At 48.1% G+C, this 20,263-nt stretch carries 25 protein-coding genes; 15 read left to right on the plus strand and 10 right to left on the minus strand.

Annotated elements, in window-relative coordinates:
- Positions 1-16 precede the first annotated feature (16 nt).
- Both A372_RS0114625 and A372_RS34005 read left to right on the plus strand, forming a co-directional pair.
- On the plus strand, positions 17-1,018 hold the full coding sequence (locus tag A372_RS0114625) for a hypothetical protein (RefSeq protein WP_157259566.1): 1,002 nt from the start codon (positions 17-19) through the stop codon (positions 1,016-1,018).
- A gap of 16 nt (positions 1,019-1,034) precedes the next feature.
- Positions 1,035-1,700, plus strand: coding sequence for a class I SAM-dependent methyltransferase (locus A372_RS34005; RefSeq protein ID WP_019421611.1), 666 nt, complete (start codon positions 1,035-1,037; stop codon positions 1,698-1,700).
- A gap of 232 nt (positions 1,701-1,932) precedes the next feature.
- Here A372_RS34005 and A372_RS0114635 read toward each other — a convergent pair whose 3' ends face one another.
- Genes A372_RS0114635 through A372_RS0114650 form a run of 4 tightly spaced genes read right to left on the minus strand, consistent with a single transcriptional unit; the run spans position 1,933 to position 4,909 of the window.
- Positions 1,933-2,913: a type I phosphomannose isomerase catalytic subunit gene (locus tag A372_RS0114635; RefSeq protein ID WP_019421612.1), complete on the minus strand. Its 981-nt coding sequence runs from the start codon at positions 2,911-2,913 to the stop codon at positions 1,933-1,935.
- A gap of 21 nt (positions 2,914-2,934) precedes the next feature.
- Positions 2,935-3,330 (minus strand): VOC family protein, encoded by a 396-nt coding sequence (locus A372_RS0114640; RefSeq protein WP_019421613.1) that lies wholly within the window; start codon positions 3,328-3,330, stop codon positions 2,935-2,937.
- Positions 3,331-3,342: 12 nt separating this feature from the next.
- Positions 3,343-3,957, minus strand: coding sequence for a class I SAM-dependent methyltransferase (locus tag A372_RS0114645; RefSeq protein ID WP_019421614.1), 615 nt, complete (start codon positions 3,955-3,957; stop codon positions 3,343-3,345).
- Position 3,958: 1 nt separating this feature from the next.
- Entirely contained in the window at positions 3,959-4,909 is a 951-nt protein-coding gene (locus A372_RS0114650; RefSeq protein ID WP_026011081.1) for a TIGR01212 family radical SAM protein, read from the minus strand.
- 163 nt (positions 4,910-5,072) lie between these two features.
- Between A372_RS0114650 and A372_RS37380 the strand changes: the two genes are divergently transcribed.
- The 3 genes from A372_RS37380 to trmB all read left to right on the plus strand — a co-directional run bounded on the left by A372_RS37380 (position 5,073) and on the right by trmB (position 6,415).
- The gene (locus A372_RS37380; protein WP_157259567.1) at positions 5,073-5,222 is read left to right on the plus strand and encodes a hypothetical protein; all 150 of its coding nucleotides are present in this window, start codon (positions 5,073-5,075) and stop codon (positions 5,220-5,222) included.
- Between the two features lie 151 nt (positions 5,223-5,373).
- On the plus strand, positions 5,374-5,553 hold the full coding sequence (locus A372_RS0114655; protein WP_019421616.1) for a hypothetical protein: 180 nt from the start codon (positions 5,374-5,376) through the stop codon (positions 5,551-5,553).
- Positions 5,554-5,716: 163 nt separating this feature from the next.
- Positions 5,717-6,415: a tRNA (guanosine(46)-N7)-methyltransferase TrmB gene (gene trmB / locus A372_RS0114660; RefSeq protein WP_026011082.1), complete on the plus strand. Its 699-nt coding sequence runs from the start codon at positions 5,717-5,719 to the stop codon at positions 6,413-6,415.
- Between the two features lie 118 nt (positions 6,416-6,533).
- On the opposite strand, the gene A372_RS0114665 is transcribed toward trmB, so the two are convergent.
- Entirely contained in the window at positions 6,534-7,709 is a 1,176-nt protein-coding gene (locus A372_RS0114665; RefSeq protein ID WP_036704317.1) for a UDP-N-acetylglucosamine--LPS N-acetylglucosamine transferase, read from the minus strand.
- 157 nt (positions 7,710-7,866) lie between these two features.
- On the minus strand, positions 7,867-8,394 hold the full coding sequence (locus tag A372_RS0114670; protein ID WP_019421619.1) for a phosphatase PAP2 family protein: 528 nt from the start codon (positions 8,392-8,394) through the stop codon (positions 7,867-7,869).
- Between the two features lie 1,321 nt (positions 8,395-9,715).
- Here A372_RS0114670 and A372_RS0114675 point away from each other — a divergent pair.
- From A372_RS0114675 to rplT, 4 genes are all read left to right on the plus strand, one after another.
- On the plus strand, positions 9,716-10,954 hold the full coding sequence (locus A372_RS0114675) for a glycosyltransferase family 2 protein (protein ID WP_019421620.1): 1,239 nt from the start codon (positions 9,716-9,718) through the stop codon (positions 10,952-10,954).
- A gap of 300 nt (positions 10,955-11,254) precedes the next feature.
- On the plus strand, positions 11,255-11,758 hold the full coding sequence (gene infC, locus A372_RS0114680; protein ID WP_019421621.1) for a translation initiation factor IF-3: 504 nt from the start codon (positions 11,255-11,257) through the stop codon (positions 11,756-11,758).
- Between the two features lie 64 nt (positions 11,759-11,822).
- Complete coding sequence (gene rpmI, locus A372_RS0114685; RefSeq protein WP_019421622.1) at positions 11,823-12,023, plus strand: 50S ribosomal protein L35; 201 nt, start codon at positions 11,823-11,825, stop codon at positions 12,021-12,023.
- Positions 12,024-12,066: 43 nt separating this feature from the next.
- On the plus strand, positions 12,067-12,426 hold the full coding sequence (gene rplT / locus A372_RS0114690) for a 50S ribosomal protein L20 (protein WP_019421623.1): 360 nt from the start codon (positions 12,067-12,069) through the stop codon (positions 12,424-12,426).
- Positions 12,427-12,758: 332 nt separating this feature from the next.
- On the opposite strand, the gene A372_RS37385 is transcribed toward rplT, so the two are convergent.
- The 3 genes from A372_RS37385 to A372_RS36410 form a co-directional block, all read right to left on the minus strand.
- Positions 12,759-13,007, minus strand: coding sequence for a hypothetical protein (locus tag A372_RS37385; RefSeq protein ID WP_157259568.1), 249 nt, complete (start codon positions 13,005-13,007; stop codon positions 12,759-12,761).
- A gap of 158 nt (positions 13,008-13,165) precedes the next feature.
- Positions 13,166-13,708, minus strand: a complete 543-nt coding sequence (locus tag A372_RS0114695) for an acyl-CoA thioesterase (protein ID WP_019421624.1) — start codon at positions 13,706-13,708, stop codon at positions 13,166-13,168.
- 352 nt (positions 13,709-14,060) lie between these two features.
- Entirely contained in the window at positions 14,061-14,216 is a 156-nt protein-coding gene (locus A372_RS36410; protein ID WP_019421625.1) for a DUF1540 domain-containing protein, read from the minus strand.
- Between the two features lie 205 nt (positions 14,217-14,421).
- On the opposite strand from A372_RS36410, the gene A372_RS0114705 reads away from it, so the two are divergent.
- The 5 genes from A372_RS0114705 to A372_RS39085 all read left to right on the plus strand — a co-directional run bounded on the left by A372_RS0114705 (position 14,422) and on the right by A372_RS39085 (position 17,683).
- Positions 14,422-15,486, plus strand: coding sequence for a nucleoid-associated protein (locus A372_RS0114705; RefSeq protein WP_019421626.1), 1,065 nt, complete (start codon positions 14,422-14,424; stop codon positions 15,484-15,486).
- A gap of 55 nt (positions 15,487-15,541) precedes the next feature.
- Positions 15,542-16,447 carry an ATP-binding cassette domain-containing protein gene (locus tag A372_RS34010; RefSeq protein ID WP_019421627.1) on the plus strand — a complete coding sequence of 302 codons (906 nt, stop codon included), beginning with the start codon at positions 15,542-15,544 and terminating at the stop codon, positions 16,445-16,447.
- 131 nt (positions 16,448-16,578) lie between these two features.
- A complete protein-coding gene (locus A372_RS0114715; protein ID WP_157259569.1) occupies positions 16,579-17,139 on the plus strand; it encodes a hypothetical protein in 561 nt (186 codons plus the stop codon).
- A 140-nt stretch (positions 17,140-17,279) separates the two neighbouring features.
- Positions 17,280-17,561 carry a hypothetical protein gene (locus A372_RS0114720; protein ID WP_019421629.1) on the plus strand — a complete coding sequence of 94 codons (282 nt, stop codon included), beginning with the start codon at positions 17,280-17,282 and terminating at the stop codon, positions 17,559-17,561.
- The gene (locus A372_RS39085) at positions 17,558-17,683 is read left to right on the plus strand and encodes a hypothetical protein (protein ID WP_019421630.1); all 126 of its coding nucleotides are present in this window, start codon (positions 17,558-17,560) and stop codon (positions 17,681-17,683) included. The genes A372_RS0114720 and A372_RS39085 overlap by 4 nt, the downstream gene beginning before the upstream one ends.
- A 9-nt stretch (positions 17,684-17,692) precedes the next feature.
- Here the strand turns inward: A372_RS39085 and A372_RS0114730 are convergent, their stop codons facing one another.
- Complete coding sequence (locus A372_RS0114730) at positions 17,693-18,145, minus strand: GNAT family N-acetyltransferase (protein ID WP_019421631.1); 453 nt, start codon at positions 18,143-18,145, stop codon at positions 17,693-17,695.
- A gap of 368 nt (positions 18,146-18,513) precedes the next feature.
- Between A372_RS0114730 and A372_RS0114735 the strand changes: the two genes are divergently transcribed.
- Positions 18,514-19,776, plus strand: a complete 1,263-nt coding sequence (locus tag A372_RS0114735) for an ABC transporter substrate-binding protein (RefSeq protein WP_019421632.1) — start codon at positions 18,514-18,516, stop codon at positions 19,774-19,776.
- The last annotated feature ends 487 nt before the right edge of the window (positions 19,777-20,263 follow it).

Below are 20,263 nucleotides of genomic sequence, written 5' to 3' on the forward strand. Positions count from 1 at the left end.
TTGTTTCTAATAGGGGGTGGGCACTATTTCTTCTGAATTTCCATGTAAAACAGGTGATTTGTGTTTTTCTGTAAATATTATGAATTATTTTGAATTTTATCAAATTAAGCATATGGAAAGTTGGATCAGCGGTGTTCTAGGAACATTCGGTTTTTCTTATAATCCCGGTTCGTCTTCTAAATTTTTCGATATTAGCGGGAGGAATGGAGAATTTATCGATTTTTTCGCTAGATTGCAGAGTAAATTGAAAGAACCGCTAACACATACATGTTTAGAAGTAGATGAAGTAGTGATCTTTTTGAAAAAGTTACATAAATCCCGAAAGTTACCTTTGATTTGGATAAACAACTACTATTTAGACTATTCTTCATTTTATAAGATTTCTACTTATTGGAGCCTGGTTATTGTTTTGGGAATTGAAAGTGAAAATGTGACTATCTTTGATAACGGAATAAAGAGCATTCCTTTTCAACTATTTCTTGATGCTGTTGGAAAAAATGGATATGTAGATTTATACTACTCTGATAATGGAAACTTAAACTGGAATGTGGACGCCAATTCTTTAATAATTGATGGTCTTTCGATGTCAATTAATTGTTTGAAAACGAATACAATTAACGAGAACCATTATAAAGGCATCAGCGGAATGTATTACTTTGCTGAAGAAATTGATGTTTTTTGTAATATTCATTTATTTACTCAAATAAATAAACCCGGGGGATTGACTCAAACCAGACAGTCAATGGGAGATTTATTACTAATTTTAACTAAGCAATTCAGTCTATTTGAATCAGGAGAAAGATTCCAAAGTAATAATATATATTTTCAATTAGCTTCTACATGGAGAAAAATAGGGAATTTGATATATAAGTATACATTAGTTCATGATAATGAATTGCTAGAGAGAATAAATAAATTAATCTATAGCGCGATTGAGGCTGAAGAAAAAGGCTTGCTGATATTAGAGTGCGTAGTCAAGCGTTTAAAAAATAAAAGCTTATTGAAAGAGAATAGTTAACAAAGGAGCTGTTAAGTTGAACATTAGAAAAAGTGAACCTAGCTTAGAAATAAAAGAAACTGAATTCGCTGAATTATATGATGAAATGTTGAAAAGTATGAGGGATAATGGATGGTTAAATCTCCAGCTTTTAAAAGAAAAATGTGCTGGACATAGCAAGTTTCTTGAAATCGGTTCAGGTCCTGGTTATATTGGACTGGAAATTATTAAACAACAAGATGACGCTATGCTGACAGGTGTGGATATTAGTGAAGAAATGATTACAATAGCTAAAAGAAATGCAAAAAAATATGCTCTTCAAAATAGAGTCAAGTACATCAAAGAAGATGCACAGTTGTTACCTTTTCATGATAATGAATTCGATTTTGTTTTTAGTTATCGTTCTTTGCATGAATGGCGAAATCCCATAGTCGTTTTTAAAGAAATAAAAAGAGTCTTAAAAGGAAATGGTTCTTTTTATATATTAGATTTGAAAAGGGATATTCACCCTAAAATAAAACAAACTGTTTTAGAAAAAACATTTCCAGCAGAGTTGAGAAAATCTTTCTTGGATTCTGTGAATGCCTCATATACTATTAGTGAAATTAAAGAATTATTGAGCAACTCAGGTATTGAAGAGTATTCTGTAGTTGAAGAACCAATATATGTTCATATAAATGGAACTATAAATCCACTGAATTAAAAAGGCTCAATCGTGGAGATATCGAGTTTCAATAGCGATAAGTTAGAGAATGGCTTTTTTTCGTTCGCGACATCCTTAAGAAAAGAGGCAGTCTTCAAAATGCGAAAAGGTTAAATCAGAGATCCTCCCCCTTCCTAACTAATTCAATTCGACTTCCACATAAAAGGCTATTCCACCATTAGAATAATCTACTGATGGAATAGCCTCGTATAAATTTTATGTGCATTATTGTTTAATCTTTAGCGTTTGGCGCTACCGAGCGGAGTACGCTGCAGTCGCCTTCAAGCGTATATGCGCCAAGATTAGCAGGAAGCAGGAAGCATTCGCCCGCTTTGAACGGCAAATTTTGCTCTGCCCATTTGAGTGTGCCCGTGCCTTCGCATACGACTAGGATAACGAAGCTTTCCGGTGTCGTGGACAAGGCCCATGGCTGCTTTACGATTCCTTTTTCTACGCGGAAATAAGGAGATTCAGCAAGCTTCAGCCATTCGTTAGGCGCAGCAGAGTCCGTCTTCATGCGCGAAGCTCCCGCCCCCTCGTAAGCGATGACATTTAGGGAGTCTTCAATATGCAGCTCGCGCGGCTTGCCATCCAAGCCTGGGCGGTTGTAATCATACAGGCGGTAGGTCGTGTCGGAATTTTGCTGAATTTCGGCGACTACAACGCCTGCGCACAACGCGTGCACCGTACCGGCTGGAATGTAGAAGGAATCGCCCGCTTGCACAGGAACTTCCTGCAGTGCTTCCATGATGCGGCCTTCTTCAATGGCTTTCGCCAGCGCTTCGCGATCGATGTTCTCTTTCAAGCCGTAAATGATTTTGGCGTCTGGCTTTGCATCAAGCACATACCACATTTCCGTCTTGCCCAGCTCTCCTTGCGGCAGGCCAGCATATTCATCTGTCGGATGCACTTGAACGGACAAGTCGTCATTGCAATCCAACAGCTTGATGAGCAGCGGAAAGCGTCCATTTTTCTCAGAGAAGCCCTTCGTGCCGAACCACTCTTTGCCGTGTTGCTCGCGAACTTGGTCCAAGCCCAGTCCTGCAAGCTCGCCGTTCACGACCTTGGTCGTGCCGTTTGGATGATCGCCGATCATCCAGCCTTCACCGATATGGCCTTCCGGCAGATCCAGGCCGAATCGCGTCAGCGCGCGTCCGCCCCAGACACGTTCTTTGAATTCAGGTTGAAATTTCAGTGGGTATGGTGTTGTCATGCTCTCTCACTCCCGTGTTGTCTAGTTTCTCGTAGTTTGGAAAAATTCAAGCCACTCGCCGTCCGGACCTTTAAAAAAGAAATAGCGGCTGCCGTTCGGCAAGGTGACGAGTTCCTGATCAATAAGCTCGACATGGCCGAGCGCCTTCACGCGCTTCAACTCGGCTTCCGCGTCGTCGACGCGGAAGGCCAGATGATGCACCCTGCCTTCCTCAGGAAGACGGTCGCTGTAGCCTTCAACCAATTCCAATTCGCTCTCATCCGCACCGGGAAAGGCAAGGAATGCGAGCCGGATAACGCCGTTCGTATGTACTAGCGTATCCTTCAGCTTCATGCCGATAACATCCTCGTAGAAGCGGATGGATGGCTCCAACTGACGGACCATAATTCCAGTATGCTCGATTTTGCGCACTGCCATATCCTTCAACTCCTATCGTTGGTTCGGCAAGCCGGCTCTGGCGGAACGTTTCTCCACGCCGATGACATAAGGCGCTTCGGGCCGCTGCAGCATGCGGTACACGACCGCCTGCCCGAGCGCCGCGGGCAGGGCCTCCGCCCAGGCGCGGACGGCGTCCGCTTCGCGGTCGCCGCCTTCGTGGCCCGGGTACAGCACGACGCTGAGCACACCGCCCGGACGCAGGAGCGTCAAGGCGGCGTCAAGCGCCGCGAGCGTCGTGGACGGCGCCGTCATGATGCGCTTATCCGCTTCAACCGTCGGCAGATAGCCGAGGTTGAACATGACGGCCGCCGTCGCGCCGTGCCATGAAGGAGGCAGCGCGCCGCGCATCTCGGCATGGCTTGCCAGATGCAGGCTTGCCTGCGCGCCGCCGTCCACGCCCAAGGCGGAGCGGAGGCGCTGCCGCGTCAGCCCCAGCGCCTCCGCTTGTATGTCAAAGGCCGCGACTTCGCCGCGCGGCCCGACGAGCCGGGCTAGGAACAAGGTATCCACGCCCGTTCCCATCGTCGCGTCAATGACGCGGTCGCCCGGCTGCACGCGCTCCTTCACGATCTGCTGCCCATAGCTTAGTACGGAGAGAAAGCCCATGCTATGGCTCCCTCCAATACTTGCCCTGCCACGTATCGCGCCGTCTGAGCTCGGCGTCAATCGCGTTCAGCACTTCCCACTTCTTCAAGCTCCATATCGGACCGATAATCAAGTCGCGCGGCGCGTCGCCGGTGACGCGGTGCACGATCATTTCCGGGGAAAGAATTTCAAGGGAATCGACGATTAGCTTCACATATTCGTCCATCTCCAAGAAGCGAAGCAGACCTGCTTCATATTGCTTGACCATGGGCGTCTTGCGCATCAGATGGAGCAGATGGAGCTTGATGCCCTGCACGTCCATGCGTGCGACCGCCTTCGCAGTCTCGATCATCATCTCATGCGACTCCTGCGGCAGTCCGTATATGATATGAGTGCAGATGCGAATGTTGTGCTTGCGCAGCTTCTCTACCGCCTGCAAGTAGCAGTCCGTGTCGTGCGCTCTGTTGATAAGCTGGGACGTCGATTCGTGAATCGTCTGCAGCCCCATTTCAACCCAAAGATACGTGCGCTCATTCAGCTCTGCCAAATATTCGACGACATCATCCGGCAAGCAGTCGGGACGTGTCGCGATGGATAAGCCGACGACACCGGGCTGCTCCAATATAACCTCGAAATATTCCCGCAGCGTGTCCACCGGCGCATACGTATTCGTGTACGCCTGAAAATAGCCGATATATTTGGCATTGGGCCACTTCTCGTGCTGCTTGTCGCGGATCGTATTGAACTGGGTGACCAAGTCGTCGCGGCGCCGCCCCGCGAAATCGCCGGACCCCCGCGCGCTGCAGAAGGTGCAGCCTCCGATGGCGATACGTCCATCCCGGTTCGGACAGGTGAAGCCGGCATCGAGCATGACCTTGAATACTTTCTCCCCGAATTGTCTCCGCATCTCGGTATTCCATTTATGGAACCGCTTATCTCCCCATTGCTCCGGGATATGCGGTTGTTCGTTCATGAGTACATTCAATGGCACACAAGCCCTTCCAATCTAAGGTTATGCTTCAGCTTGCTCCAGCTCCGATTGCTAAGAAGGAGAGGAGTGCACTGTGGCTTTATTGTAGCAGATCTGGCCGCAAAAGCGAAGATGCGGATGCGCGCAGGTCGGTGCGGCAACGGATATGAAACGCCAGGAAGCTGGCCATGACGGATTAGCCCTGTACGCTGATTACAGCTTCCAGAAGACGGCGATAGGCTGTCTGGAATTGGTCAAGATTAAGATTTACCTGTTCGAAACGAGACATGTACGAAGACAAAATATCGTCAGCTAGCGGTCTCCGTTCCTATAAATACGCTTGAATAACCTTACATTTCATGTTATATTTTAACTAGTGGATAAAGCGCTTTCACCATACGTTGAAGCAACCCATTTCGCTAATCGGCAAGCCAATCACGCGTTGTCATTAATTAATGAGGTGATGGATGATGAACTCTGCTATTCATATTCCGCAAGGAGAAGAGAAGATTACGATTGAGTTGACGGTGAAGGAAGCAATGGCGTTGGCGGGGCAGAAATTCCATGCTGATCCCTCGGTCAAGTCTGAGGCGGTGCGCAAGCTGAACGCGGTCGTTCTGCGCAAATACGGCATGGAACGGCAGTAATGAAGCTAAATGCGCGATGATGATGACAGAATGCCGCGGCGACGCAGGCATTCTTTTTTTAGATTGCGCGGCTGCTGAGGCGGAGTCTGTTATGGTAGTCTTTACTTTTTACTGGTTGTCATTCAAAATAGGGGATTGGATCATATTCATTGGAGGAAAGCACATGCGATTACGTGGCAAAAGAGGGGTTAAGGAACTGCTGGAGCAACAATCCCAGCTCGCCGTGCTGGAGCCGGAGACATATAAAGGCAAATGGAGCGAATTGTTCGGAAATGACCGGCCGATTTATGTGGAGCTTGGCATGGGGAAAGGGCAGTTCGTCAGCCAGATGAGCTTGAACTACCCGGAAGTGAACTTTATCGGCGTGGATATGTATGATGAATTAATTGCGCGCGCTTGCGCGAAGGCGTGTTCGTTATGGGGAGAGCAAGGTGTGGAGCCGCGCTCGAATTTGAAGCTGGTGCGTGCGAATATTGAGTTTTTGGAAAAGATGTTCGCTGAAGATGAAATTGAGCGCGTCTATTTGAACTTCAGCGATCCATGGCCGAAAAATCGCCATGCCCGCCGCCGTTTGACACATGCGCGCTTTGTTGAGAAATATAAGCGTGCTCTGAACGAGAAGGGTGAAATTCACCTGAAGACGGACTCAGAGACGCTCTTTGAATTCTCGCTCAATTCATTTGCGCAGATGGGCTTGCAAATGCGCAACATCAGTCTGAATCTGCACCGCGACGGTATTAATGAAGAGCATGTCATGACGGAGTATGAGCAAAAATTCGTTAACAAAGGCATGAACATTCATCGGGTCGAGGTGCTCATCGGCACCCAGACTCTTCATGACTATCGCACTTCTTTGTCGTAAGCTAAGCGACCGGTATCATACTATACAGGATCAACAAAAGAACACGAGGGCCTGCGTTTCAACTTGTTGCGCAGCTCCCGCGTGTTCTTTGTCATATCCATTTTCCATTGTCGTTCCGTTACTCTTCAAAGAAAGAGAAAGCAGGATTTGCCTGCTCCGGCTCCTGCTGCAGCATGCGGAGAATCGTCTCTGCGCATGCTTTCGGATGATAGCGTGCCACATTCTGTTCGTGTTCACGGCGGCGTGCTGCTACTTCATCATATTGATGGACGAGCATATTCATCCACTTCGTTACCGAATGAGACGATTCGATGGGCTCACCGTACCCTTTTTCCGTGAAATAATGACAGTTCTCTTCCTCTTGTCCTGGAAGCGGCTGATAGAACAGCATCGGAATGCCCTTCGCGAGCGCTTCGGTACATGTCATGCCTCCCGGCTTCGTAACGAGCAGATCGGAGATGTCCATCAGTTGATCGACTTCCTGCGTATAGCCGATTACATGAATATTCTCGTGCTGGAAGCGCGGATTTTGCAGCAGGCGTCGGTGCAGCTTCTCATTGTTGCCGATGCAGAAGATGAACTGCACGTCTTTGCGCCATCTGGTCAAGATCTCAGTCGTCTGGCTCGGATCCATGACCCCCCAGCCGCCACCCATTACCATAACAGTCGGCATGTCCTTCAACCCGAACCGTTCGCGGATATCTGCCTTTGTATTGCGGTCATGCGTCTCCCAGAACTTGGGGTGAACCGGAATTCCGGTCACTTGGATACAACTGCTGTCCACACCGTGTGTCTCCAGCTTCGATTGGACTTCCGGGGTGGAGACGAAATAACGATTCACAGCTGGGCTGACCCAAGCCGCATGCGCATCATAGTCCGTTATGAGTGTGCACAGCGGGACATCCAGCCCGAGTCTGCGCAGGCGCGAAATGACTGCGCTCGGAATCGGATGCGTGCATACGATCATATCCGGCTTCAATTGACGCATCACCGACATCGCATGCGTGTAAAATACCCGATGCAGCGCCATTGTTGTCAGACGATTTAATGATTTGTGATATTGTGTTTTATACATGAATCCGACCAGCTTCGGTTGAACGATTACCGTCTTGCGGTAAGCTTCTATAATAAGAGGAGCCGTCTTCGGATTTAAGAAGCTGCCTAATTCCATCACGCGCGTCTGCACATGCTGCGGCGACAGCTTTCTCAGGCTGACAGCCAAAGCATGGGCAGCCTGGGTGTGACCTGCCCCGAATCGTTCCGACAACAACAATATGCGCTTTTTGCCTTCCATGTCGGAACCGGGTGTGAACGGACCCGAAGGAAGCGTCAATGTCACAGCTTGTTGCATGGTAGTCACCCTTTTACTTTTTTATCAAAATTTATGAAGTTTCTATTGAAACGTTATCCATCAATACTCACATTACTGCCTGCCGGTGTCAACTTGTTTCTTAGGTCCACAGCGTTACGGTGCTGATGGCGGCCCCTGTCCCAATCAAGGCTCCCGCCAAGCAGTCCGAAGGGTAATGAAGCCCCAGATACATGCGGGATAACGCCACGATGGCCGCAACCGGAAGCAGTGCCCAAGCTAATGTCGGGTTCGCGATAATAAGCGGTATGATGACAGAAAATATGGCGGTCGTATGCCCAGACGGGAATGAATGGTCCACAAGCGGCTTGCGGAAGGTACGAATATCCGGCAACGCCAAATGGGGCCGTACGCGCGGGTACCATTTTTTAATCAAAGCGACTGGTATGTGACTCAGGGCCAATGCGACCAAGCACTGCCAGCCGACCCGTGCCCATGGAGCAGGCGCTAACAGAGCGAGCAGAATGGTAAACGCAATGGTGAAGGTAGCCCCGCCGAGATGAGTCATCGTATACAGAAAAATATTCATGGTGCGATGGTGCAGTCGTTGATTTATCCAAAAGAACAATTGACGCTCACGATGCCCAAGCCACGCGATAACACGGGTCATAGTCGTTCCCTCCGTTATGCGGTAGATTATGATTTAATCGTAACAACGTAACATTAACAGAAGATGATGAATTTGTGAATTTTCTCTGAAGCCCTGCGGAAGTCGCTGGGCATCTTCATCATATTTTTTAATACGGCTAATTTCAATTATATATTCCTATTCTATCCTAAGTATTATATGGCTCAAAATCGTTCAGGGAGGTTGTATGACGCGGATTGCGTTATTTACCGACATGTACTGGCCTGAAATGGACGGAGTGGCATGAACGCTCAAACGATTGGCCGATTACTTCGAATCTTTCGCTGATCCGGGGGAGCGCACCGCTCTCAAGATTATCGCTCCGGAGTCACAGCCGCACATTCGCTTGGAACCTGACGTCTTGCGAACGGGAAGCGTTCCTTTCGCTTTCTACCCCGGATGTGGGTTAGCCCTTTCCAATCCACATTTCATCCACAAGCAATTGGACCGGTTTCGGCCGACTCTTGTCCGTGAGCTACTCGGACTCGTAGGCGTCCATTACGCGCAGACCAGGCGCATTCCTCTTATCGTTTCTAGTCATACACTTTGATTTGTATTAGAAGTTCTACCGATTCGCATCTTTGGAAATGCTGTTATGGAGGTGCATGGAATGGTTTCACCGTGATTGCCAAGCCAGCTTCGTCCCTTCGCCATCCACTTAGCTATTCGACGACAAATGGGGGAGGCGTCCCGTCATATTTTCACACAAAAATCGCGGAGCCAGACACTTGCGCAATTAGTTGATCACTACTGCCGTATCGCCTCCGTTCCGCCTAACTGTTTTCACTCCATTAGCGGGTAAAGCGCATCACAGCGTTTCAATCATGGAATAAACGGTTAACAGATGGTAGATATATACAGACCAGTCTTTTATTAAAAAAAATTAAGTATTGGATTTGCAACCTTTTGCGTAAGTGCTGCGTTGTAACAGTATAGGGTAAGCTAGACTCTAACGGATGAAACTGCATTATCTATACGTCATGGTTCAACAAGAACATCGACTTTTGACGAAAAGGGGGTCCAAAGCCATAATTTTTTAGTATTTGGATGAAAATAAAACAAACCCCGCGGGAAAGCACGAGCGACCGCGACTTCGCTATCGAACTCAAGCGATAATGTAGCAATTGGCGATTGAAAGCCAATAAAAGGTTTTGACAAACCAAGGCAAACATTAGAAAATCGTGATCGACCGTCTTCAGCGGGGTAAACAAATATAGATAGATGAGCATGCTCACATATACAAAATGCATGCTCGCAGTTCAAAGCAACAAATCAAGGGTTATTTAAAAGGGGGACACCAAACATGGTGGATAATTTATTTATCGGCCTGCAGGTGCTATTGGCCGCGATTGGGGTGTACCAGTTTACCTTGTCGCTGTTCGGCATCTACCGCAAGAAAGAACGTAAAGTATATGACCCGCAGAAATCGTTTGCGGTCATCGTGGCTGCACATAACGAAGAAGCGGTCATTGGAGCGTTAGTCGAAAATCTGAAGACGTTGGATTACCCGAGAGAGATGTACGACGTTTTCGTCATTTGTGATAACTGTTCCGACAGCACGGCCGACATCGTAAGGGAGCACGGCGTATACGCTTGTGAACGTCATAATCCACATCAGCGCGGGAAAGGCTATGCGATTGAATGGATGCTGAAGAACCTGTGGGAAATGCCGCGCCAATACGATGGGATCGTTATGCTGGATGCGGACAACCTGGTCAGCACTGATTTCCTGCGGGAAATGAACAACGATCTCTGTTCCGGGGCACGCGTTATTCAAGGATATATCGATACGAAGAATCCAGAGGATTCCTGGATTACAGCCGCATATGGCGTTACCTACTGGTATTGCAACCGTTTGTGGCAGTTGTCCCGCAAAAACTTGAACATGGCCAATTTCTTGGGCGGCACGGGAATGTGCTTTGAAAGCAACCTGCTGAAAGAAATGGGCTGGGGCGCGACGAGCTTGGTAGAGGACTTGGAATTTACCGCTCGCTGCGTTATGAATGGAGTCAATCCGGTGCTTAATTACAACGCGCGCGTATTCGATGAGAAGCCATTGACCTTCAAAGCTTCCGCTCGTCAGCGACTGCGTTGGATGCAAGGCCACTTTACGGTGGCGCGCCGTTACTTCTTCCCGCTCTTGTGGCGGAGTATCAAGGAACGAAATATGGCTAAGTTCGACATGGCACTCTACACGATTACCGTGTATACCGTATTGGTGACGTTCCTGATGACAGCGTTCATGTGGGCGGACGCGGCCTTCTTTGATGGGCCGAACGTTGCAACCTTCTTCCAGTACTTGCCGGCATGGGTGCCTGTTGTATCGCTCGTGCTGTCGTGCGCGGCCTTTGTTCTGGCGCTCATCTTGGAAGGCGTGAAGTCTTGGCGCATATACGCATCGCTAATTACATTCCCGGTGTATTTGCTCTCCTGGTGGCCGATTACGTTCTATGCATTTTTTACACAGAACAACAAAGTGTGGAGCCACACGGAACATACGCGCGTCGTGCGTCTCGAAGAGATGCAGGGCAAGCAGGTGTGAGGAATGTTGAGGCATCAAGGTACATTTAATTATTTTCTTGACATTGTTTCAATGCCGTGATATATTACTTGGGTATGTTAATTGCATATTGATTTTTAAAAAGAAGAAGCGCCCGCTTCTCACCTGACCGACGTAGGTTGGCTGGTTCCTAGACTATTACTGCATGGCAGTGTTTCACATGAATGATTAATGTCTATGTGAGGGATGTGGGCTCTTTTCGGAGCTTACATCCCTCTTTTGCTCAACATAAGCAGATAGGGAATTCGAATATGGAGGTGGCACACCATTAGCAAGGATCATATGATTAACGAGGAAATTCGTGCGAAGGAAGTTCGTTTAGTCGGTGCAGAAGGCGAGCAGATTGGTATTAAACCGTTCCGCGAGGCGCTGCAAATGGCGTTTGACGCGAACTTGGACTTGGTTAACGTGGCTCCGCAGGCGAAACCGCCTGTATGTCGTATTATGGACTACGGTAAGTTCCGTTACGAGACACAGAAGAAAGAGAAAGAAGCACGCAAGAACCAGAAAACGGTGGACATCAAGGAAGTATGGTTCCGTGCGAATATCGACGAGCATGATTTTCAGACGAAACTGCGTAACGTCTTGAAGTTTTTGCGTGAAGGCGATAAAGTAAAATGCTCCGTTCGTTTCCGTGGACGTGAGATCGCGCATTCTGCCATCGGCAAGAAGGTATTGGATCGTGTTCTGGAGGAAGCGAAAGAGCTTTGTAATGTAGAGCGTGCAGCGAAGTTAGAAGGCCGCAGTATGATTATGATACTGGCGCCGAACACCACCAGCAACTAAGCGATGCCCGCCGCGCAGGATATAGGCGGCGGATGGAATTACCGAACTTGAGGAGGAAATGATTATGCCTAAAATGAAAACGCATAGCAGCTTGAAAGACCGCTTCAAAATTACGGGAACGGGTAAAGTGCGCCGCTATAAAGCGGGGATGAATCACTTTCTATCGCATAAATCACAGCGTAGAAAGCGCGTGTTGAAATCAAACCCAGTGATGGCGGCTGGTGACGTTCGTCGAATGAAGCAGCAATTGTCTAACTTGAAATAAGCAGTTTTACGGATAGATGAATTGATTGGGAGGTTAACAAGAAATGGCACGAGTAAAAGGCGGATTTACGACACGTCGTCGTCATAAGAAAGTATTGAAATTAGCAAAAGGGTATTTCGGTTCTAAACACCGTATTTTTAGAACAGCAAATGAGCAAGTGATGAAATCCTTGCTTTATGCATATCGTGATCGCCGCAATAAGAAGCGCGACTTCCGCAGATTGTGGATCGTTCGTATCAATGCAGCAGCTCGCATGAACGGCATGTCCTACAGCAAGATGATGCACGGCTTGAAATTGGCTGGTGTAGACATCAACCGCAAAATGCTGGCTGAATTGGCAGTGAACGACATCAACGCGTTCAACTCCTTGGCAACAGTTGCAAAAGAAAAAGTTAACGCGTAAGCGATGACGGTAAATAAAGCAGCGCATTCGAAGCTTTTCGAATGCGCTGCTTTTTTAATTCGCATAATTGTGTATAGAGGATTGGATGCAGTTGTCTTAAAGCACGGCAGTCGGATCGTCCGCTGTGTTCGAAACTGGGGCATATGCGGTGTTCTACTGTTGGCAGGTTGCTGAGAGGTGACAGTGTCTTGCTCCATCCTCCCTCCCGCTCAGAAACAGATAATAACCACTTTAGAAGGGCAAAAAGGTGGCAGGGCTCAACGATAAATCTTTCTAAAAATAAGTTTTCTGAGGATAAGTTCCTTGGGATAAACATTCTAGCGATAAAGCTCCTAACGATAAAGCCCTAATGATAAACCTCCTGAACAATTACCTCCTACCGGTAAGCCTTCTAACGACAAGCCTTCAAGTGGTAAACACTTTAATGATAAGCTTTCTATAGATAACCCATTTGTGGTTAAATTTTCTAACGAACCTTCTAGTGATATGTTTTCTGAACATAAACTTTCTGATGAATTTTCTGGATTTTCACAATTTTCTGATGAAAGGGGAGAGTGAAGCAAAGGAAGTAAATTGGACACAGTCTTCCTTCGGGGGGAGGCATATTTATTGTACGAATAGGTGACCGGAGGCAGCGCCTCCGGCTTAGCTTAACTGATTATTTCACTTTATGTTCTCTATCAGCTGGACCATCATTAAAAGGACTATGCCTGCCCTAAATGAGATGGAAATTGTACGTTTATTCCCAATACTTGCGCGTTGTCAGCTTGTCCGCCAAGTTCTTGCTTGCGACGCGCCGTAATTTGCGCAGCTGGGACCGCTCAGGAGCGGATTCGTGCAGCAGCTTCTCTTCGTCTGTATCCGGTATGACTTGCGGTACGATGGCAGGTGCACCGTCTTCCTTGCGGGCCACGAAGGTAAGGAAGGAGGTCGCGGCAACGGCGCGCTCGCCAGTATATAAATGCTCGGATATGACCTTGACGAACACTTCGATGCTCGTCTTGCCCGTCCAAGTGACGAACGACTCCAGGCAGACCGAATCGGTCGGACGGATGGGACGCAGGAAGTCAACGGAGTCTGTAGACGCCGTGACAACGTTGCAGCGGCAGTGGCGCATGGCGGATATGGATGCCGTCTCGTCGATGAGGCTCATCAGCTTGCCGCCGAACAACGTCTCATGATTGTTGACATCGTTCGGGAAGACGCGTCCGGTCTTAAACACGCGCGATTCCCGGCAATGCTTCGTCTCGGGTTGCGAGGATGGTGATTGGCTTACGGTCATTTGTTTATTACGCCCTTTCTATGAAGTCATAAACCTATTATAAATGCTGGTTGACGACGAACGATCAGGAAATATGTTACATTGCATAGTATCCGATCGTTGCTTGCCCCTTCGCCGTTCGAATGCGAGGGGATCCATATCCTGTTGAGCGTACCAGAAAGCACAGAGTTCGATCATCCGAGCCCTGTCCTCTATTTCAACGTCGGGCACATACAAGAAGCGTACAAAGCGTTATCGGAACAGGGTGTTCCGTAATTCATAAGCGCAGGGAAGTATATTTTGACAACTCGTTGATAATAATTATCAATGACGGAAGCAAGCGAGGGCGACGGGTAAGGTCGCCCTGCACGAGTTACAGCTTCGGTTCAAACGTTTTACAGTCGGTATCTCCGGAATCATGTGCCTGTTTACCGCGATTGTTAACGACATAAATCGAGGATGCGGCGCATTTGTTGCCGGCAGCCCAATATTTGCAGGAGTTCACTTCGCATAATACGTCTTTTGCCATGATTGTTCACCTCCTTATAGTTATAAATTAGCCACAAAGGCCGTAATATTATACCTCACGCCCGAAAGTATCCTATTTTTAGCATGCAGTGCCCTGAGCGCATCGTGATATCTATCAAAACAATCAGGTGAATGTTGGCTTTCACATTCTCTCTTTTTTTCGCTACAATAGAAGAACGTGACTTTATGAAAGAGAGAGTGAAAGCATGATAGATTTGTCAAAAGCGGAAATTCACCGGATGATCGTCCATCGAGTAGGAAGTCCATCCCAAGATGAAGGCGTCCGAATTTCGCAAACCTTATACGACGTTCCGAACGAGGATGTACGGGATACGTTGTTGAAATATTTTTTGTCAAGCTTTAAATTCGAGGGAACCTATCGATTCCAGCATGAGTCTGAGCTCGCGATGAACGAAGTGTACACTTATGCGGGGCGCATTTTTCAGAAGGCGGATGCGTTCCATGAGCAATCGGTGCACATCTTGAATCACCTCTATGCCGTGTCCGGCCATCCGCAGATCAAGCCGGGGGAGCTGTATGTCGTTCACCTTAACAATATTTTGTATAACAACTTCAGCATCGATGCGTTAGGCATCTTTAAGTCGGAGAACAAGGACGTGTTCCTGCAGGTGGATGAGCCTGAGATAGAACGTCTCGGCGTGCGGGTGGAAGAAGGCGTTAACGTGCGCAAATTGGACAAAGGGTGTCTCATCCTGAACGTGCAGGCTGATGCCGGCTACTCGGTAGGCGTCGTGGACACCTCTTCCGGGAAGCAAGGCGAGGCGGCACTATTTTGGCTGGAGGATTTCCTGAACGTGAAGCTGCTGGAGGACGAGCATTATTTGACGGACAAGGTTATCGAAATGTGCACCCAATTTTATGACGATGTGATCGCTCCGGCTGCCGAAGAGCGCCCGGAGAAGAAAGAGAAGCTGCAGTTCATCAACAGTACGATCGATTACTTCGCGAAGCACGAGCAATTCGAAGAGGAAGCGTTCACCGAAGAGGTAATCGCGCATCCGGATATCGCTCCCATTTTCAGAACCTATAAGGAAACGTATGAGGAAGCGAACGAGCTCCCTCCGTTGAATGACATTCCGATTTCGCAGGTGGCGCTCAAGCGGGCGAAGCGCACGCACAAGAACAACATTCGCACGGATACTGGCGTGGAGCTGAAGCTCAAGAACGAGAGCTTTCCGTATGTGGAGAAGGGGTATGACGAAGATCGCGGCATGCACTACTATAAAGTATTCTATAACGAAGAAGAATAAATGATAGAGAATGACAGCTAGTGGGACGTGGCATCATACAAATGGAGGATGACAGATGAACGAAATCATCCAGCTCAATCACGTGAACAAGCGCTACGGTACAACAATTGTTCTCGAGGATATATCCTTCTCGCTGCTGGCGAGACACACGGTCGCCGTGAACGGGGCCAACGGATCGGGGAAGAGCACGTTATTACGCATTATTTCAGGCTTATCCCTTCCTTCCGGCGGAGAAATAAGGAGGGGATCTCACGGGAAGCTGAACATCGGATTCGCTCCCGAACGATTTCCGCGCTTGCGTCAGACTCCCCATGAATATTTATATTCCATGGGGAAGATTCAAGGCATGTCTGATGATGAAGTGCTTGCGAGAACGTCACAGTTGCTGACGATGTTCGGATTGGAAGAGGCTGCGCATCGGCGCATCCACACCTTTTCCAAAGGGATGATGCAGAAGGTCAACCTCATGCAGGCGGTGCTCTGCCCACCAGACCTGCTAGTATTGGATGAGCCTCTATCCGGGCTAGATGCTGCTTCGCAGACCGAGCTCGTTCAATTGCTGCAGCAATTGAAGCAGCAAGGGCTGACTATCATTTTGACGTGTCATGAACAACGATTGTTGGACGAGCTTGCCGATCGAGTCATGGTGCTGCAGCATGGAAAGATTGTTGCGGACACATTGATAGAGCAACGTGAGACTGGCTGCATTCTAATCGAGTTCAAGCTGCGAAATAGAGAGCAGGTAAGCGAAGTGAAGCGGCTTGCCGGTGTGGTGGAACTAGAAAGCAACAAACATACACATCGCTTACATATCCAATCGGAGCATTCCGATGATGCGCTGCGCGCCATATTGGACAGAAATGGGTCGATTATTGCGTTGCATGCTGCCGATAGGGCACAGCCGCTGCGGGATTCGGACGTGGAGCGGGAGAGGGGCCAATCGTCATGTTCAGGCACTTAATCTGTTATTTAACACGTGATTTCAGCAGATCGTATCGATATATTCCTTCTTTGTTTACTTTTTTGATATGCCTATGTCTATTTTATACGTATGCTCCGAATCCGATCATGGGAAGCTATGCGGCAACGTCTATGCTATTGCTTCTAATTTCCTCGTGGCTCGCCTACAGTTTCTTTGCATCACAAGAACGGGTGCAAGAGCAAATTACAATTTTGCGCTTGGGCAGCGCGAAGAAATTCTATGCGGGAGTTCTATGCTCGGTTTTTCTGTTGACCGCATTGTTAGCTTTATGTTCTATACTCTATCCGATTGTTTTTGATAAATTTGACGAGCCTGCAACTTGGGAGCATGTGACCGTCGGTTTTGTCGCCCATTTAAGTCTAGCAATATTAGGGATAGCGATTGCCGCTTTATTTAATTCCAGATTGGTAATGAAGATGAGTTATGCTATTGGCGGCATTTTGGCGATGCTTGCGATATCATTCTCTCAGGGCAAGCTCGTAGACATCCTTCCTCCCGGCATACAATGGATGACATGGGTGCTGCCACCGGCGTTTCCGACAATGGACATGCTGATGAATTACGAGGAGTACTCTGTGCTCGGTCGAATCGGCGTGTTGGTATTGCCGTTTCCTTATTCAACTGGGCTACTAGCTATTTGCTGGCAATGGATGAAACGCAAAGATTTATGACGTATGAATGCTTGGTTTCTTGAAATCTAGTTTACATAACAAACTCTAGCACAGATTTTGCTATGGTAAGGCCTTTATACAAGCAGCCTGTCAATCACGCACATACCTTGTATTGTAACCACCAAGAAGGAGGGGTTGACATGCGGGGTGTTACTAAAGCGCAAGCACAAAAACTGGTAGGCCAGCGCATCTACGCGGTTCATAAGAGCGGCAAAGTTGTGACGGGAAAGCTGGTTCGCTTATCCGGCAACCGGCTGGTGCTGGAACAACCGAAAGGCAAGAAGGTTCAGACCAAGGCCATTATACCGTTGGTGTTGTTTGATTTGTTGGCCATCGGCACGAGTCCATTTGGCTTTGGAGGCTTTGGAGGCTTTGGAGATTTTGGAGGTTTTGGAGGTTTTGGAGGCTTTGGAGGTTTTTGAAGCTTTGGAGGTTTTTGAAGGCTCTGGATACGGAGGATATGGATCTCCATACGGCTCTTTTTATCGGTAATGAAACAGAGTTAGCCGCAGAGGGCACGAGAGAAGAGAGGGAAGAAGCCTGAGGATCGTCCTCAGGCTTCTTTGTACGGAGATAATGTTTTCTCCATCTCATGACAGATAACCTCAGGCACGTATCGGGTTAACCGATAGCCGTTGCGCTCATAGAATCGTTCGGCCTCACGGTTGCCGTAATCGACAAGCATGCGGGACATTACGCAGCGATGTTTGCGTCCATAATGTTCTGCCCGACTAAGAAGCTGCCGTCCGTATCCTTTGCTTTGCGCTTGACGGGAGACAGCGAGCATATCGATAACGAGAGTCTGGTGTTGTACAAGCAGGTGAACGAAGCCGACCATCTGATGAATGTGGTTGGTGGCTACATAGGTGATGCCTTTTAACCGCTTAGGAAGCTCTTTATGCACTTGTTCAGGGTCCCATGTTAAGTGCGAACGCGGAAGGAGCTCCGACTGAATAATTAACCAAATGGATTCGTCATCACTTTTGGGACGGCGAAGTCGAATCATGTTCATCCCCCTGAAAATATTCGTTGCTGTTATCATATGGGGGTGTGAACAATCGGTGATTCCGATGAAACACGATTCTTGAGGCCTGACCCGGAAGGAATAGAAGTACGTGTTAAGTCTGCGTCCCCCGCATCTTCTGATCGGGGGATTTCCGGTTGTATAGGGGAAGGAGCGTTTTTTGGAAAATAAGCCGACTCATTTGAACTATAGTTAAAACCCGGGACAGCGATACCGGATATAATATGGTTAAAAGTAAAAGGGGGATATATCCAGAAATGTAGTAAAAAACGGATAAGGATTCTAAGTTTCCCAACTGTGGCATGTTCAAAACGCATGTTATTTAATGATTACGGGAGGAATGAAATATAATGCATAAAATGAAAGCGCTCGCAATTATGCTGATTGCCCTGACGATGTTGCTGGTGACAGCTTGCTCGGGAAGCGGCGGCGGTACGACATCAGCCGACCCGCCGAAAGCCGAAGAGAAGGTAGAAGCGAAGACAGAGGCGCTGGATGCGAAGGATCAGGAAAAAGACAAACCGGAGGAACAGGCGAAGAAAGAGCTTCCGGCCTTCGACATGGGCGGGGAACCGGTCAAGTTCATGACTTGGGGCGGTCCGCCGGAAGAAGGGAAAACGAACCAAGAAGATGTACCTTCTCTGGCCCAACAAGGCTATTTGCGACCGGTCGACGATCTGATTAACTTGGATGATCCGAAGTGGCCGAAGAAGATTAAGGAATTCTCCTCTTTCGGCGGCAAGATTTACGGTCTTGTCGAGAATGTTGGAGCAGGTGCAGGTCTATATTACAACCGCACGCTGTTGAAAAGGGAAGGGTTAGAGGCTCCGCATGAGCTTATAAAGAAAGGCGAGTGGACGTGGGATAAATATTTAGAAATGGCCAAGAAAGCGACGAAAGACTTGAACGGCGACGGCGCTATCGATCAGTGGGGCATCGTGTCCTATGCTCCGGTTCATGCGCGTCAATTGGTCTATTCCAACAACGGCAACATCGTGGAGGATAAGGATGGAAAATTGAATTTCGGCTTGGGCGACCCGAATTCTATGGAAGCGCTTCGATTCTTATATGATCTCCACAACACGCATAAGGTCGTCATGCCGAACAAGAACGGAAATTTCGAAGATTATAACGAGACACAGAAAATGTTCCATTCCGGCAAGGCACTGTTCGTAACGGGAGAAATTTGGGAAGGCTCCGGGCGGGAAGAGATGACGGATGAATTTGGCTTCGTCTATTTTCCAAAAGGTCCGAAAGCGAACGATTACGCGAATCCGATTACGAACTTCACAATGTGGTTCATGCCGGTTAACGTGAAGAAGGCGAAGGAGAAGGCGCAAATATTCGAAGATATGGTTCCTTGGGACAGTCTGGAGCAATTCCGTCAGGAAGAGGTGGAATATTCCGTGCAGAGCCCAGAGGATGTCGAAGTGGCTCTAGATCTGCCCAACAAAATTATTCCGCTCTATTACGATGGCATCGGTGATATCGGCGTGAAGTACAATGAAGCAATCTTATCGTTTGTAAGAGGCAAAGATACACCGGAATCCGCCATTGAAAAAATTAAAAAAGCTAGCGCAAGAAGCGTCGAGCGCACAGGCTTGGTCGGCTAGAAGAGGCGAACTGGGAGCCGTGTTCGGTTCGTTGCGGCCATGTGTTCGGTTGCCTTTGTAGAAGTGGATCCGGAACGTATCGTTCGCATCGGTCTAAGCCAGATTCCGGCCACTTGCCGCTTGACACTGATATTGAACAGACGATGGACATCGCACGCGGAGCCCGTAATGAGGTGGAGCTGGCAGAGCAAGTGTGGCAAGCATTCGAACATTATCCGTAAGTGCACACGAACAACAATGCCGCGCTAGTTGCTGCCGATCTAATCTATTCCAAAGGTGACTTCGAACGTGGGATTACGAAGCTGTATTGGGAGGTTTTGATACGGATTGTAACGTGGTGACCGTCGGCTCGATTAGAAGAGTAGAACTCAACAGGAAGGGGATTTACAAAAAATACATGAATGGATTGATTAAATAAATTAACAAAGCAAAGTTTGATGCAACTGCATACAGCGTCTATCCCTTGCTGCGATGGTTCGAATTTTAT

The organism is Paenibacillus sp. OSY-SE (genome assembly GCF_000283315.1).
Classification (GTDB): Bacteria; Bacillota; Bacilli; order Paenibacillales; family Paenibacillaceae; genus Paenibacillus_B; species Paenibacillus_B profundus.